The organism is Acidobacteriota bacterium, assembly GCA_016700075.1.
Lineage (GTDB): Bacteria > Acidobacteriota > Blastocatellia > Pyrinomonadales > Pyrinomonadaceae > OLB17.
The window spans coordinates 796529-812187 of sequence record CP065000.1; the positions used below are offsets into that span (position 1 = coordinate 796529).

The 15659-nt window shown below is 55.7% G+C and carries 11 protein-coding genes; 6 read left to right on the plus strand and 5 right to left on the minus strand.

From position 1 onward, the window contains the following. Positions 1–10: 10 nt before the first annotated feature. Genes IPM50_03670 through IPM50_03680 form a run of 3 tightly spaced genes read left to right on the plus strand, consistent with a single transcriptional unit; the run spans position 11 to position 4412 of the window. A complete protein-coding gene (locus IPM50_03670) occupies positions 11–2758 on the plus strand; it encodes an AMP-binding protein (GenBank protein QQS33693.1) in 2748 nt (915 codons plus the stop codon). A gap of 57 nt (positions 2759–2815) precedes the next feature. Beyond that, on the plus strand, positions 2816–4054 hold the full coding sequence (locus IPM50_03675) for a tetratricopeptide repeat protein (protein ID QQS33694.1): 1239 nt from the start codon (positions 2816–2818) through the stop codon (positions 4052–4054). Between the two features lie 4 nt (positions 4055–4058). Continuing rightward, complete coding sequence (locus IPM50_03680; GenBank protein QQS33695.1) at positions 4059–4412, plus strand: hypothetical protein; 354 nt, start codon at positions 4059–4061, stop codon at positions 4410–4412. Here IPM50_03680 and IPM50_03685 read toward each other — a convergent pair. The 4 genes from IPM50_03685 to IPM50_03700 form a co-directional block, all read right to left on the minus strand. Next, positions 4409–5785 carry a HAMP domain-containing protein gene (locus IPM50_03685; protein QQS33696.1) on the minus strand — a complete coding sequence of 459 codons (1377 nt, stop codon included), beginning with the start codon at positions 5783–5785 and terminating at the stop codon, positions 4409–4411. The two genes, IPM50_03680 and IPM50_03685, sit on opposite strands and share 4 nt — an antisense overlap. After that, the gene (locus tag IPM50_03690; protein ID QQS33697.1) at positions 5782–6471 is read right to left on the minus strand and encodes a response regulator; all 690 of its coding nucleotides are present in this window, start codon (positions 6469–6471) and stop codon (positions 5782–5784) included. Before IPM50_03690 ends, IPM50_03685 begins: the two co-directional genes overlap by 4 nt. Positions 6472–6691: 220 nt before the next feature. Continuing rightward, positions 6692–8164, minus strand: a complete 1473-nt coding sequence (locus IPM50_03695; GenBank protein QQS33698.1) for a serine hydrolase — start codon at positions 8162–8164, stop codon at positions 6692–6694. 83 nt (positions 8165–8247) lie between these two features. Then, positions 8248–9165, minus strand: coding sequence for a LysR family transcriptional regulator (locus IPM50_03700; GenBank protein QQS33699.1), 918 nt, complete (start codon positions 9163–9165; stop codon positions 8248–8250). Positions 9166–9200: 35 nt separating this feature from the next. Between IPM50_03700 and IPM50_03705 the strand changes: the two genes are divergently transcribed. From IPM50_03705 to lysA, 3 genes are all read left to right on the plus strand, one after another. Next, on the plus strand, positions 9201–10736 hold the full coding sequence (locus IPM50_03705; protein ID QQS33700.1) for a sodium:solute symporter: 1536 nt from the start codon (positions 9201–9203) through the stop codon (positions 10734–10736). A gap of 103 nt (positions 10737–10839) precedes the next feature. Continuing rightward, on the plus strand, positions 10840–12657 hold the full coding sequence (locus IPM50_03710; GenBank protein ID QQS33701.1) for a glycoside hydrolase family 3 C-terminal domain-containing protein: 1818 nt from the start codon (positions 10840–10842) through the stop codon (positions 12655–12657). Further along, a complete protein-coding gene (gene lysA, locus IPM50_03715) occupies positions 12654–14060 on the plus strand; it encodes a diaminopimelate decarboxylase (protein ID QQS33702.1) in 1407 nt (468 codons plus the stop codon). The genes IPM50_03710 and lysA overlap by 4 nt, the downstream gene beginning before the upstream one ends. Here lysA and IPM50_03720 read toward each other — a convergent pair. Then, positions 14057–15556, minus strand: coding sequence for a hypothetical protein (locus IPM50_03720; protein QQS33703.1), 1500 nt, complete (start codon positions 15554–15556; stop codon positions 14057–14059). The genes lysA and IPM50_03720 overlap by 4 nt on opposite strands. Between the last annotated feature and the right edge of the window lie 103 nt (positions 15557–15659).

The window sequence follows — 15659 nt, forward strand, 5'->3', positions numbered from 1 at the left end:
CCCGAAACCTATGTCGCGCACATTCTGCCAAAGGCTCGTTGATTCATTCGAAACGCATTCCGACCGTGTCGCGATGCGCATCGTCGGGACCGATGATGCGACATACACCTTTGGCGAATCGCTGCGGATTATGCGTTCGGTCGCTTACCGTCTTGACCAGGAAGGTGTGGGCCGCGGCGACCGCGTCGCATTGATCGGCGAGAATCATCCGAAATGGGCCATTTGCTATCTTGCGTCCATCTACAACCGCTCCGTCATCGTCCCGATGGACCCGCACGGCGAGATCGAGACGATCACGAATTTTATAGAAAATTCTGAAGCAAAGGTCGCTTTCCTTTCACCCGATCAGACAGAACGTTTTCAGCAAATAGAAGAACGCCTTGGGCGAAAGGTTCCGGCGGTCGTTTGGCAGACGAACGGCGAGCCCTCGATGAATGGCTTTCAAAGATTTGAAGATTGGGCGGAAACGCCATTCCCCGGCGAATACGCGGCAACGGTGCCGGAAACCGACGAAAAGGACATCGCACTGCTGATGTACACCAGCGGAACGACCGGCACGCCGAAAGGCGTTCCGCTGACGCACGGCAACATCGTCGCCGAACTTGCCGGCGTCGATCCCGTGCTCAGCATTACACCCGATGATCGCATTCTAAGTCTTCTGCCGCTTTTTCACGCCTATTTACAGATAGTAAACCTCTGGGTCGCAGCGACTTACGGTGTGGAGGTCGGCTATTTGAAGGAACTGACGCCCGCTGAATTGTCGGACGCGATGAAGCGTTTCAAGCCGACAATGCTCACCACAGTACCGCGGCTCTGGTACGTATTTCACAAGAAGATCTTCGACGCCATCGCCGCGAAACCGGCTCCTGTCCGGGCACTGGTGAGTGGCATGCTCAGAACGAACGGTGCGATGCGCGATATGTTCGGCATCAATCTCGGCAAGAAATTATTCCGCGAGGTTCACGAAGGCTTTGGCGGTGAACTTCACCGAGCGATATCCGCCGGCTCTCGTTTTGACGCGGACGTAGCGCTGGATTTTCATCGCCTCGGCTTCACTATCCTGCAGGGCTACGGCCTGACCGAGACCAGCGGAGCGGCGACCGCTACTTATGAGAACGACAACCGCGTCGGCAGCGTCGGAAAGCCGATGCACGGTGCCGAAATTAAGATCGAAGGTGCGGATGCCGAAGGCGTCGGCGAGGTGCTGATACGCGGGCCGATGGTATTTTCGGGTTATTATCAGAACCCGGAAGCGACCGCCGATTCTTTCACCGCGGACGGCTGGTTCCGTTCCGGCGACCTCGGTAAACTGGTTGACGGCCATCTTTACATCGTTGGGCGTGCGAAGGACGTGATAGTGCTTTCGTCGGGCAAAAACGTCCACCCCGAAGACCTCGAAGTTCACTATCTCAAATGCCCGCTCGTCGCTGAGCTTGCGGTGGTAGGCATCGCTGACGAGAGCGAAGCACGTGCGGGAGCAGAAAAGCTCGCTGCCGTTGTGGTACCTGATTTTGACTACCTGCGGCTTGAAAAGATCGCAAATTCTAAAGAAGCCATCCGCCACGCTTTGGACAATCTCGGCCGCGAACTGCCGGAATATCAGCGCGTTCGCGACTATATCATTCGTGCCGAACCGCTGCCGCGAACCGCTACGCGAAAGATCAAGCGTTTTCAATTGAAAAAGGAGATCGAATCGGGTGTGATCGCCGGCGAGGCACGCGAGACAAAGGCCTGGACATTGACCGACGCCGACAAGCTGCGAATGGCATCGCCGACCGCCCGTGCGGTTGAATCCGCGATACGCAACAACGCTAAAGACGTGGACATTGTCCATCCCGCAATGAATCTCGAGATAGACCTCGGCCTCGACAGCCTGGCTCGTGCGGAAACCTTTGCGGCGTTGGAACAGGCGTTCGGTGTGGAATTTGACGGCGAGGAGGCGGCCGCCGCGATAACCGTGGACAGTGTGGTCGCCCTGATCGAGAAACATACAGGCGGCGAACAACGCGATGTCAACGTCGATCTGAACTGGGGCAAGATCGTCCGTGACGCCGACGAGGACCTGCCTGAGGTGCGATCCGTACTGAAGAACCGACCTTTGTTCGCAACATTCGCCTACTTAGTGATGCGCGGATTTTACGTATTCTGCAAGGGATTCATGCGTCTGGAGGTCCATGGCCGCGATAACCTCGACATTGCTTCGCGCGAAGGCAGGGCTTTCCTGATATGTCCGAATCATCAGAGCTTCCTAGACCCTTTCGTGCTGACCTCGACATATAGGTTTCGGCTTTTCAAGAATTTCTTCCACGTCGGCGCCAGCGAATTCTTTGAAGGGTCACTCATGCAGCGCGTCGCAAAGCTTCTCTATGTCGTACCGGTAAATCCGGACACTGAGCTTATGCGCGCCATGAAGGCAGGTGCTATTGGGTTGAAAAGCGGCCGGGTTCTGAACATTTATCCCGAAGGCGAACGTGCATTCGATGGTGAGCTGCACGAATTCAAGAAGGGCGCCGCTATACTTGCGACCGAACTGGACCTGCCGATCGTTCCCGTCGCCCTCGACGGACTTCAAAATGTCTGGGCTCGCAAATCATGGAAAATTCGCCCGGCGAAGGTCAAGATACGAATTGGCGAACCGTTCTACGCAAAGGACATTTTGGGCGATCAGCTGGTCTCGGGCGATGAGAAGGCATACGAACTGGTTACCGCTCATCTGAAAAGCACGATCGCCGGAATGATCGCAGATCTCAGGAAATAGATATTTCGTCGTTTCATATTGAAGTTTCTGATATTCTCTCCTCAAGGAGTTCATCCAATGAAGAACCATCGCCTTGTAACCGTCGCTCTTTCGATCATTTTCTTGCTTGCAGCAATTGCGTCCGCCCAGGATGGAAAAGCTATTTTTGACCAAGCGCTCGCAGATCTGCGTGCCGGCAAATGTGAGTCCGCAATTGCAGGATTCCGCCGTGTTCAGCAGCTGATGCCGAATGAACCCTCGGCTCCTTTCAACATCGGCCTGTGCTATTTCGAATTGAAACAGTATCAGAATGCGATCAATGATTTTCAGGCAGCAATTCGGATAAAGGCCGACGTCCCCGAATACTATCGCTGGCTCGGCAGCAGCTATTACGAACTGAAACGATATAACGAAGCGATTGCGGCTTATAGAGACGCGGTACGCCTCAGGCCGCAATACACGGACGCGCGGCTTTTCATGGCGAATGCACTTGACTATGCCGGCAAGTACACGGAAGCGATAGCAGAGTACCGCAAGATTCTCGATTACGACCCTAACAACGCGAGCGTTTATCGCGAAATGGGGATCGCCCACGAACTTCAGAAGAATTTTCCACTCGCTGCTAAAGATCTCGAGAGGTCGATGGAACTCGACGCGCAGAACAGCGTGACGCCATATCGACTGGGCGTAGTTTACAATGAACTCAAGCGGCCCGCCGATGCGACAAAGATGTTCGAAAAGGCGATCGCACTTGGCCACAAGACCGGCTGGGCACATTATGAACTCGGCGAGAATTACTACGACCTTAAACGCTTTGACGATGCTCTCAGAATGTACCAGGAAGCGACCAGGCTCAACCCGTCGAACGCATCAGCGTACAAATCCGCGGGCGACGTCTTGAACGAGCTAAAACGTTATCCGGAGGCTAAGGCTGCCTTCAACAACGCGATCAGGATCGATCCCAGGTTCACGACGGCTCATTTAGGGCTCGGCAATTCGTTCTATAATGACCGGAAATATACCGAGGCCATACCGCATTACAAAAAGACTGTCGAGATCAGTCCGACTTACCAGCAGGGCTGGCTTTACCTCGCGGATGCATACTACAACACGAACCAGATGCCGCTTGCCCTGGAAACATACAACAAGGTCCTGTCACTGAATCAGCAGCATGCAGGCGCCACTTACGGCGTCGGCATAGTTTACAGGGCGCAAGGAAGGCTTGATCTCGCTAGGCAGCAGAAGATCAAATTGGATGCATTGGACAAGGCTCTGGCCGAAAGGCTGCAAAAGCTGATCGACACACCTCTGAACTAACAAGATGCCTAAATTATCACTAGCAATAGGAATACTTCTTACTTTGATCGGACTCATCGGCTACTTTATGAGCGGCATGGCGAGCATTACGGCCGCGATACCGGCTTTCTTCGGGATACCAATGGCGATTTTCGGGCTGGTTGCGGGAATGAAGGAAAACCTTCGCAAACACCTGATGCATGCGTCCGTTTTGGTCGCGTTGCTTGGTTTTATCGGAATGTCGGCCGAACTTGTGCGAAGGTCCGGCAGCCTGACGATGAGCCCCGCCATTATCTCGATGATAGTGACGGGGCTGCTGTGTTTGATCTTTGTGATCTTGGCGGTGCGGTCTTTCATCGCCGCACGATCCGCTGATTAATTGTTTCCGTTCTTAACGGCATCGACCTTGATCTCTACGACAAGGCCGCCGTTCTCGTTGCGTGCGGAAATTGCTCCCTTGTGAGCATTTACCGCACGCTCTGCAATGGCAAGTCCTAAACCTATCCCGCCCGTGCTGCGGGTTCTGTCCTCTCCTACACGATAGAACGGGCGGAAGAGATTTTTCAGTTCATCTTCAGGCACGCCGCCGCCGTGATCGGCGACCGTGACCACTGCCTTGCCATTCTGCCGTACGACCGAAACATCGACCGCCGTACCCTCTTTTGTATAGCGCACGGCGTTCCTCAACACATTTTCAACGGCACTTCGAAGCAGATTTTCACTACCGAGGACAACGCAATGATCGGCCTTTGACACGTTAACGTAGCGACCCTTTCCTCGAGCCTCAAAATCGGCGTCAGCGGCGACGTCCTTAACAAGTTCGTCCAGGTCGATACGCAGGCTCTCAATGTCGTGAGAGCCGCTTTCCAATTTCGCGAGCGTCAACAGACGGCCGATCATATCATTAAGCCGCTCGGATTCTGATTCGATACGGTTCAGGATCGGCGTTGTTTCAGGGTTAGCCTTGGATCGCGCGATCTCCAGGGCGACATTCATTCGAGCCAACGGCGAACGAAGCTCGTGCGATATATCTCGGTTCAAACGCACTTGATTGTTTATGAGCGATTCGATCCGCTCGGTCATTCTGTCAAATTCGCGGGCAAGGTCCGAGATCTCGTCTCGCCGGCGGCCGATCTTGCCGGCGACTCGCGTCGCAAGGTCGCCCTCGGCAAGCCTTTTCGCCGCCTCACGCAGTTTGCGGATAGGCGAAGTGATGTAGAACGCGAGAAGTATGCACGCAATGATCGCGGTCGCGATAAGTCCGGCAAGACGCAAATAACCCGTCGTCGAACCGAAGAACAACGCCGGCGGTGCCTGACGGTCCCATTGAATGACGAGCACCAAACGGCGCCCATCGGGAAAATCCACGGGAGCTGCGCCGAGAGCCTTTTCTTCGTCAGACTGCAATTCGATAACGCCCGACGAGAGCGCACGGCTGACAACGTCCGCCGAACCTGCCATTTCGCCGCTGTCACCAAACCAAAGGCTGCCGTTCGTCTCTACCAGATCTACTTTTCGCGGCGGATCTGTGTCGCGAAGCCTTGTCAAAAACGCCCTAAGGCCGGCCTCGCCTTCTGCGGCGGCGATCTGTGTCGCCGTTCCGCTGAAGATCGTCATCTGATTACGCCGCGAGCGTTCCATGCGGCTCGACATCGGCTCGGTCTGAAAGGTGCGGGTAATGTAGGTCATCACGCCGATCGTCGCGAAGATGGCGAGCAAAAACCAGAGAAAGATCTTTACGAAAAGCTTCATACTACGGTGTAAATATAACCGACCGAACGGATAGTCTTAATTCGTTCGCTGTCGTCTTCGCGGTTGCCGAGCTTTTTACGGAGATTGCTGATATGCATATCCAAGCTGCGGTCATACGGCGACAGTTTCCGCTCCAGCACGTTCTCGCTCAGAGTTTCCTTACGGACGACCTTACCGGCCTCTTTGAGCAATTCGTGCAGCAGCTCGAATTCGACCGATGTAAGATTAAGTTCCTCGCCGTTCAGGATCGCCGTCCGCGACGCGGGCGAAAGCTCGATGCCGTCAACGTCCAATTTCTCGCTTGCCGCATCGCCATTCTCAGTAACTGTTGTCCGACGCAGCACTGCACGCAGACGAGCCGCAAGCTCTCGCGGATTAAAAGGTTTCGGCAGATAATCGTCTGCCCCGATCTCGAGGCCGACGATGCGTTCCATATCATCGCCGCGGGCCGTCAGCATGATCACCGGCAGCTTGGACTGCTCGCGGAGATTGCGAAGAACGTCAAAGCCGTTCATTTTCGGCAGCATCACGTCGAGTATCGCCATGTCATAATCGCCAGACAGCGCGCGTTCGAGACCCGCCGCTCCGTCATTGACAGAATCGATCTCGAACCCTTCGACTCCCAGATACTCCGAGACAAGTTCGCAGAGTTCCTCGTCGTCGTCGATGATAAGGACCTTATCCATACCACGAAGATTTTACGTCAAAAACAAGCGGCTGAGGGCAGGTTTTACATTTCTTTACAGAAATTAACGTATCGCGACAAAGGCGATTTTACGATTTTGGAACTTCCGCGGATCAACTTTGCGATGCTTGGCGGGCTCTGCGTCTTCGCGGGTGAAAAGATCTGTTTCCCGCAAAGCCGCGAAGTATGCAAAGTGACGCAAAGTCTGTAGGAATTCGCTCTTATTTCGGCGGCGGCGTCTTTGGGAATGCCGCGAGTTGGGCGTTGACGGCTGCGTAATACCGAGCCTCGGCTTCGCGCCATTTTTCGAGCGGAATGTCTGTTATTGCGGACGCGACGACGGTGGAGACCTTCGCACGCAGGTCGCCGACATCACCCTTACCGTCGGGGTGAACGCGGTTGGAAAGGAAAACGACAAAGGTTTCCGACGTCGGATCGATCCATATTGAAGTGCCTGTAAAACCCGTGTGCCCGAAAGAACCCAGCGGGAAAAGCTCACCGCGATTGCGTGAGAAGGTGGTATTCATGTCCCAACCGAGCCCGCGGGTCGCACCTGTTTCGGAAACGACGTAAGGCCTTGTCATCATCGCGACGGTCTGTGCGGAAAGAATACGACGCCCGTCAGAACCACCTGCGGTAGCGGGTGGTTGACGAACAGATATCGGCCTCTTTGAGTTTCGCGTCAAACCACCCGCTACCGCAGGTGGTTCTGACAAGACGCCGCCGTTCAATATCATCTGACAATAACGAGCCAGATCGTCTGCCGTCGAAAAAAGCCCCGCGTGGCCTGCAACACCGCCCATGCGAAATGCGGTCGGGTCGTGAACATCGCCGCGAAGCATTTCGTTCCCAACAGATTCTTCTAAAGAGAAGTTGCTTCCCGAATAGCTCCTTTGACCTTTCACCGTTTCGGTCGGGGCATATCTTGTTAATTCGTATGCCTTTATGACCTCACTCGGATCGAGCATTGGCGAGCTAAGCCTAAAGCCCTCGCGCCGTCTATACGTCGAATCAACAGAATTGAGGCGTCCGAAAAGACTGACAGCGGCAAACCCATCCAAAGAAACCCCTGAAACCCTTTCCACGATCTCGCCGAGCGTCATAAACCCGATATCCGAATAGACGAACTTTGTACCGGGCGGATTTCGGAGCTTTTCCTTCTTAAGTGCGGCGAGCATGCCGTCGCGGCCGGTCCATTTTTCGCTGAGGTCAAAACTTGGCTTCAACCCCGATGTATGTGTGAGAAGCTGCTTTATCGTTACGCTTTTTAACTGATCGTCCTCGAGGTCGGGAATGAACTTGCCGACGGTGTCATTCAACTGCAGTTTCCCCTGTTCGATCAGGATCATGATCGAAGTGGCTGTCGCGACGGGCTTTGTCAGGCTTGCAACGTCGAATATCGTATCGACCGTCATTGGCTCAAAGGTCGGCACGAGCGAGCGATTGCCGAACGCCTTGCGATAAACGATCTTGCCTTTTCTGCCGACCAGAACGACCACACCGGGCAGTTTCTTCACAGCAATGTCCGCGAGTACAAGAGCTTCGATTCGGTCGAGTCTGCCGGCATCCATGCCGACCGCGGCAGGCTTTGCCACGGGTAGCCCCTGAGCAAGGACATTCACCGCAGAGACGCAGAGACACAGAGAAGAAACGACGATCAAGAGAAACGGAATTCTTGAAACTAAGCGGAACATATTACAACCTCTCCCTGTCTCCCTGTCTCCCTGTCTCCCTGTCTCCCAGTCTCCCCGTCTCTCAGTCTCCTCTTCTCCAAGTCTCACCTTCTCGCTTTCATCTCCTTCTCGCGTTCGGCGAAACTCGCGACGCACAGCCGCACGAATTCCTCAGCGATCGGCGATACGTGGCCGCCGCGGAGCCGTGCGAGGCCGAGTTCGAGCTTAAGTTCCGCGTCCTCAATGGCACAGGTTGCGAGCCGTCCGCTGCGAACCTCGCCTGCGGCCGATTTCGCACCTGCGATGCCGACGCCGAGGCCTTTTTCGACCATCTGCGTGACGGCCTCCTGACGCGAAAGCTCCATCGCCACATTGGGTTTGACGCCTTTCATTTGGAAGAATGCGTCGATCATACGCCGTGTGTTTCCGCCTTTTTCGCCGAGGATCAGTGGTTCGGCGGCGAGCTTTTCGGCGGTTATCGATCGAAGTTTTGCAAAAGGATGATACGGATGAACTATCGCCGCCAGCTTGTCCGCAAGCACGACCTGCGTTTCGACCAGCGGATTGTCGACCGGCAGCGATATGAATGCGATATCGAGTTCGCCGTGCGTGATGCGGTCGATAAGGGCGTGGCTGGTGGCGGCGGCGACGGAAATTTCGGCATGCGGAAACGCCGTGATGAGGCCGTGCAGTATCGACGGAAGCTGCACCGCCGCGAATTCGCCCGACGCCGAACCGATACGCAATCGTCCGCGTTCCGCGCCTTTTAGTTCCTTTATCTCGGCGATCGCGGCGTCGTGTTCGCGCAATATCGCACGCGCACGCGGCAACAGCATTTCGCCCGCTTCCGTCAAGATCACGCGACGCGGCGTGCGCGTAAACAGCTGCGCGCCGACCTGTTCCTCTAGCTGGCGTATCTGCATCGAGATAGCGGCCTGGGTCAAGCTAAGCTTTTTGGCACCGGCGGTGAAAGTGCGTGTTTCCGCAATTGCGAGAAACGCTTTTAACTGCTTTATCTCCATATCGTTGCGTGCGGTTTCGCGTCGAATGAACGGGTGTGATTGAATATACAGCAGATTCTGCACAGAACAAACAGCCGCAGATGCGCTTCATCGACCTCGCAATAATAATCGGCTACCTCGTCGGCGTTACGGCTCTCGGCGTGGCGTTCCGTCGGGCACAGACGACCGCCTCGGATTATTTCATCGGAAAGCGGAATACACACTGGCTGGTTATCTGTGCGTCGATCGTCGCGACCGAAACCAGCACGCTTACGCTGATCGGAATTCCCGCGATCGCATACGGCAGTTTTGCGAGACCTGAACAAGGCGGCAATTTCATGTTCCTGCAGATCGTCGCGGGCTACGTGATCGGGCGTTTCATCGTCAGTCTGCTGTTCGTTCCGGCGTATTTCAAGGGCGAACTTCAGACCGCGTATAAGCTGCTCGAAGAACGTTTCGGCACCGCAGCTAAGAATTTCGCCGCGTCGCTTTTCCTCGTTGTGCGTGCGGTCGGTGACGGCGTGCGTACGTTTGCGGCGTCCATTGTCATAAGCGCCGTCCTCGCGGTAACGCTGCCTGAACTTCGCTATTTGACGGCCATATCGATACTTGCTGTCGGCATTCTGACGCTCATATACACATATCAGGGCGGGCTGATCGCGGTGCTGTGGACGGACCTCGTTCAGCTGGTGATATACGTTTCGGGTGCGGTGATCGCCGCTGTCGTTATATGGAACGCGATTCCCGGCGGTTGGGCGGAGATAAGTTCGGTCGCGGCCGATGCGGGTAAATTCGAGTTCATTTCGTTCGCGTTTGATGCGACAGTGCCGTTCACATTTTGGGCCGGGCTGATCGGCGGCATCGCGTTGACTACCGCCTCGCACGGAACGGATCAGATCATCGTCCAGCGGCTTCTCGCCTGCCGAAATGAAGGCGATGCAAAGAAAGCGATCGTCACGAGCGGCTTTGTGATCCTGTTTCAATTCGCGTTGCTGCTATTCGTCGGCGTGATGCTCTTCGTTTTCTACAAGCACTTCCCGATGGCAACCGAACTCGCGAAGAACGACGAGGTCTTCCCGCGTTTCATCGTAGAACATATGCCGGTCGGCATCGCCGGGCTGATGATCGCGGCGTTGACCGCGGCGGCAATGTCCACGCTGAGCAGTTCGCTGAATGCACTCGCGTCGAGCAGCGTGCTCGATTTTTACAAGCCCATTTTCAACCCTGACGCCGACGACGCTGAACTTCTGAAATTCTCTCGTCGGCTGACCGCAGTTTGGGGCGTTGTATTGATCGGCATTGCATTTTTGTCGCGTGATGTCGGTTCGGTACTGACGGTCGGCCTCGCGATCGCATCGCTCATTTACGGGCCGATGCTTGGTGCATTCCTGCTGGGCGTGCTGACAGAAAAGGCGAATCAGCAGGGTGTCGTTGCGGGAATGTTTACTTCGATGGCGTCGATGATAGCTATCTGGAACCTAACGCCGATCACGTGGACGTGGTACGTTCCCATCGGAACCGCGATATGTTTTTCCGTCGGATTTCTCGTAAGTGTTGTGTTTGGAGGCGGGAAAGCGTTGGAAAGAAGTTAAGTTCCGTTTCTCTGCGATCTCCGCGGTCTCTGCGTTCAGACCATTTTCTTTTAACCGCAAAGACGCAGAGACGCAGAGACGTAAAGCAATGCACTTCGTATAAATGAGATCGACAAGAGTTAAATGTCTGATTTTCCTGATCGCTGCGATGGCGGTTTTCGTTAATTCGATCGCCGCCGCGCCGCTGAGGCCGTCGAAACTGTCACTGCAGCGTGCGGAACGAACGCTCCGCGCCATGACCACGGACGAGAAGATCGGCCAGCTTATCCACATCGGCACTCAGGCGCGTTTCGCCAATCAGGACAGCACCTATTTTCGCGAACTCCGCCGCCATGTCATCGAAAACAAGGTTGGCGGCATCATCTTTTTTGTGTCTCCGGTTTACGAGATGGCTCACCTCGCAAACCGCATGCAGTCGCTGGCAAAACATCCGCTACTGATCTCGCTTGATGCCGAAACCGGCATAGGAATGCGGTTCATGGACGCGGTGAATCTCCCCTGGGCGATGGCTGTTACTGCGACCGGCGAGCCCGAGCTCGCACGCAGAATGGGCGTCGTTACGGCCCGCGAAGCGAAAGCTTTGGGAATACGCCACGTTTTCGCTCCGGTGCTGGACGTTAACAACAACGCCGAAAATCCAGTGATTAACGTCCGAAGTTTCGGCGAAGATCCGAAGGACGTTGCAAGGTTCGGGGTCGCTTTCGCCGAGGGACTGCAAAGCGAACGCGTACTCGCGACCGCAAAACATTTCCCGGGCCACGGCGATACGCACGTCGATTCTCACCGCGGTCTGCCGGTGATCGATCTGCCGCGTGAACGTCTCGATGCCGTCGAGCTTTTCCCTTTCCGCCGTGCCGTCGAAGCAGGCATCGGCTCGGTGATGATCGCACACATCGCACTCCCGCAGATCGACGGCGAGGTCATTAGGCCGCTCGCATATTACAAGGGCGGCGATGCCGAGCCGGGCTCCGAGATAGTTAGCGAGAACGCGACGGTCCCTGCGACGCTTTCCTACAAAGTGCAGACAGAGATACTGCGAAAGGAAATGGGTTTCGACGGCCTGATCGTGTCAGACGCGATGTCGATGAGCGGGCTCACTCTCTATTTCACACAGGAAGAAGCGGGCGTCCGTGCCGTCCTCGCCGGGACCGACATTCTCGAAAAACCGGAGAATATTGACGCGATGATCTGCGGCATAAAACACGCCGTCGCAAGCGGCAGAATTCCGTTGCCGCGGCTCAACGATGCCGTCAAACGCCAGCTTGCTTGGAAATATGAGTTCGGGCTTTTTACCAACCGTCAAACTCCGCTCGACCACATCGACAAGGCCGTATCGGGCATCGAAACCGAGGCACTCGCCGACGAGATCGCGGGGAAAGCCATAACGCTCGTCCGCAACGGCGACAACATTTTGCCACTCGACAGAAACAAAAAGATCGCCGTCCTCGGCATCTCGAACGGCTTTGACGGGCCGGCAACGATGCAGCCTTTTGCTGCAGAGCTGAGGTCACGCGGACTTAGATTTGCACAGGCCTATCTGCAGGAAAACTCACTAGCAATTGCTTCGCATGAGGCACGCACCGCGATCGCGGACGCAGACATCGTCATTTTCGGGCTCTACGGCCGCGTGCGTTCGGGTCTGCGGTCGAGCGTCGGCATTCCGGAGAACGGAGCGGAACTGCTCCGCGAGGCGTTGCGAGCTGATAAAAAGGTCGTCGGCATCAGTTTTGGGAACCCCTATCTGCTGACGGCATTTCCCGATATGCAGGCATATTTGGTAGCCTACGGCGATATGCCGAGCCTTCAAATGGCGGTGGCACGGTCGATCCTGGGGACGCAGGACATTCGCGGCAGGCTTCCGATCACGCTGCCGAACCTGCACCCACGCGGCACAGGAATTCAATTGAAGAAAGTAGAATGAACAAGGCTTGGGAAATTGATACCTATTTGACCGCGGCTAAAAGCCGCCTTCATATCGACGGCCACGACGCCGTCCACCTCGCACACGAATACAGCACGCCGCTTTTTATTTACAGCGAACCGCGTATCCGTCACAACATCGCCCGGCTGCGGCGTGTCGGCGATAAGATCGGTTGTCCGCTGAAACTTTTCTACGCCGCAAAAGCGATGTCCACAATGGGCGTGCTGCGTGCGGTTCGCGATGCAAATTGCGACCTAGAAGTGAATTCCGGCGGCGAGCTTTGGAAGGCGCTAAAAGCAGGCTTCACCGGAGACCGCATCAATTTCAACGGATCGAGCAAAGAGGTCTGGGAGCTTGAGCTGGCGATAGAGAACGACATATACGCGATTCAGGTCGATTCTATCCACGAGCTTGAGTTGATCGAAGAAACGGCATGCCGGCTCGATAAGCGAGCGAATGTCAGCCTCCGCCTTGTTCCTGAGATCGAATCGGCGACGCATTCCGGATTGCAGACAGCGCTTCTGACGTCAAAATTCGGCATGATGCCGGCGGAGGCGTTCGAAGCGTTTGCGAAGTATCGCGATTCCGAATACCTGAACCTAGCCGGAATTCACCTGCATATCGGCTCACAGAATCCTTCGGAGGTCGTTTATGTACAGGCTTTTGAGGAGGTATTTGCGGCGATGCTGCGGATATATCGCGAGTGCGGCGTCAGACTGCAGCACATAAACCTCGGCGGCGGTTTTCCGGTCAATTACCTTCGCGACGATGCACAGGCGAACGATTTCCCCGCAGAGCAACGTGAGCTTTTTTCAGCCAACCTTGAACCGTCCGACGCCATTGCCGCCGCTTGGAACGCAGTCCGCGAAACCGCCGAAAAAGAGAACGCCGTCGATCTGCTCGAGGGCATCACGCTGCTGCTCGAACCCGGCCGCTCGATCATCGGCGACGCCGCGATCTGCCTGACGACGGTCCGTAACGCAAAACAGCGTCCGACAGAAAACACAGCACCGGCCACTGACCACTGGCTGCTAACGGACGCGGGTTTCCACATCCTGCTGTCGATGGAAACTTACAAGTGGTATTACCAACTCATCTCGGCCGAACGTGCCGGCGAGCCGCACGACACTCCGTACAAGGCCGCGGGTCCGCTCTGCGATGGCGGCGACGTTTATTTTGATATCGAAGGCCACGGGCGACTGCCCGATCATCGCTTGCTGCCGGAGAATGTTCAGCCCGGCGAGGTGCTGGCATTCCTGAATTGCGGTGCATATTCGCTGGCGCAAGGCATGCAGTACAACGCTCGCTTTCTGCCTGCGGTACTGCTGACGCGAGCGGACGGCAGCGTCGAACTCATTCGCCGACGCGATTCTTTTGAGGACCTCGTCGCGAACGACGTCTAGCTCTTGCTTGTAAAAGCGAGCCTGCCGAGGCGTTCTTTCTCGTCTGCAGAGAGCTCAAATCCTGCAGCTGACTGCAAAGCGGAAAGTTCGGCGAGCGCCGCCGAGCGTGCCGATGAACTGCGAATTTCTTCGATCGCGGGAAAAGCATCTGCGAATGCCTGACGAGCTTTTTCATCATTTCCCAGCGACCGGTAACGCGACGCGGCCTCGATAAAAACGTTCGGCCGCACAAGTGCCTGCGGGGCACTTCGGCCAAGTTCGATAGCTTCGTCAACAAGCGATGCCGCCTCGACTTTTGCGTCGATCTTCTCTTTTGCGTCGGCCATCGCGAGCAGTGCGAATGCCTGATCGCCTTCTTCTTCAGTGTGCGAAACGGCCTCACGGGCGAATTCGTCGTCACCGCGCAATGCACAAACCTGTGCTATCTGCTGCAACGCGGACGCACGTTCTGATGGGTCGGAATTCTCTAACGCCATCTCGATGCCGCTTCCGGCTTTGCCGAATCCGGCGAACTGGGCGGCCAATGAGGTGATGACCGCATTGCGTGCACGCGTATCGCGGGTCTCGTTGTCTTTTTGCGATCGCAGGACCTCGGCAGCCTCGTCCAGAGCCTCGATCGCCTCATCCTTTTGCTCGTTCTTCCAGTAATAACGCCCGAAACCGACCAACGCGGAAGCGATCTGAGTCTTGTCAACCAGCAGGTCAAGCGTCTCGTCCGCAGCATCCTCGTCGCCGCATTCGAGCAGGCCGAGTGAGCAAACGACGATGAAATAATCGCGATGAATGTTTGTCAAAACCTCAGCATCTCCACGTGCAAGCAGATACGCCTCGACCGAGCGTTCCACAGCACCTGCTTCGCGATAGAGGTGCCCGGCCTCAGCGATCATGCGAATACGTTCTTCGCTGTGCTCGATCTCTTCGGCGGCGGCGAGAGCGTCATCTATGAATTCAACCGCTGCGGCTTTGTCGCCTTTTTCAATGGTCATGCCTGCGATCTGCAGCAGTCCGGATGCCTCAGCAGCAGGAAATTCGATCTTCGCCAGGGCCTCGTCAGAACCGTCCATATCGCCGGCTGCCGCCCTATGAAACGCTATACCCGCGAACACATAATCAGGATGCAGCATCGATCCGGCGATCTCTTCCGCCTTTGCAAAATCGCCGTTTTCGGCCTTTATCAGTGCCAGATTCTCATACGCCTGATCGCGAAGCCCGTCCTCCTCGATCGCATCGGCAAGCTGCAACGCATAGTCATCATCGCCGTCACGAGCACAACGTTCGGCAATCTGAGTCAGCAGTTTATCGCGCGAATGCGGATCGTTGACAACATTCGCCAACTCCGCCGCGAGATCAACATTCCCGCGCTCAAGGTACCTCGGGACTATCAGGCGAATTGCATCTGCGTGCCCTTCGGCACTCGGCTGACGTTCCGCGATGTACGCGGCACAATCGAGAATGTCGGACTCCGCCGCTTCGAGAGTAATGAAATGATCACGCATAGTTTCTTAACCACAGAGCGCACTGAGAACACTGAGAAAAGGTTAATTGGATCTTGGTTTTTGGTTTTTGTCTTTCGTCTCGTTGATTCCGGCGACCGGCTAC

What these genes read in the sequence shown, in the direction of transcription:
- IPM50_03710 (QQS33701.1), top strand. Translation starts at nt 10,840, where the DNA reads ATGAGATCGACAAGAGTTAAATGTCTGATTTTCCTGATCGCTGCGATG.
- IPM50_03700 (QQS33699.1), bottom strand. Translation starts at nt 9,165, where the DNA reads ATGGAGATAAAGCAGTTAAAAGCGTTTCTCGCAATTGCGGAAACACGC.
- IPM50_03695 (QQS33698.1), bottom strand. Translation starts at nt 8,164, where the DNA reads ATGTTCCGCTTAGTTTCAAGAATTCCGTTTCTCTTGATCGTCGTTTCT.
- lysA (QQS33702.1), top strand. Translation starts at nt 12,654, where the DNA reads ATGAACAAGGCTTGGGAAATTGATACCTATTTGACCGCGGCTAAAAGC.
- IPM50_03675 (QQS33694.1), top strand. Translation starts at nt 2,816, where the DNA reads ATGAAGAACCATCGCCTTGTAACCGTCGCTCTTTCGATCATTTTCTTG.
- IPM50_03685 (QQS33696.1), bottom strand. Translation starts at nt 5,785, where the DNA reads ATGAAGCTTTTCGTAAAGATCTTTCTCTGGTTTTTGCTCGCCATCTTC.
- IPM50_03680 (QQS33695.1), top strand. Translation starts at nt 4,059, where the DNA reads ATGCCTAAATTATCACTAGCAATAGGAATACTTCTTACTTTGATCGGA.
- IPM50_03690 (QQS33697.1), bottom strand. Translation starts at nt 6,471, where the DNA reads ATGGATAAGGTCCTTATCATCGACGACGACGAGGAACTCTGCGAACTT.
- IPM50_03720 (QQS33703.1), bottom strand. Translation starts at nt 15,556, where the DNA reads ATGCGTGATCATTTCATTACTCTCGAAGCGGCGGAGTCCGACATTCTC.
- IPM50_03670 (QQS33693.1), top strand. Translation starts at nt 11, where the DNA reads ATGTCGCGCACATTCTGCCAAAGGCTCGTTGATTCATTCGAAACGCAT.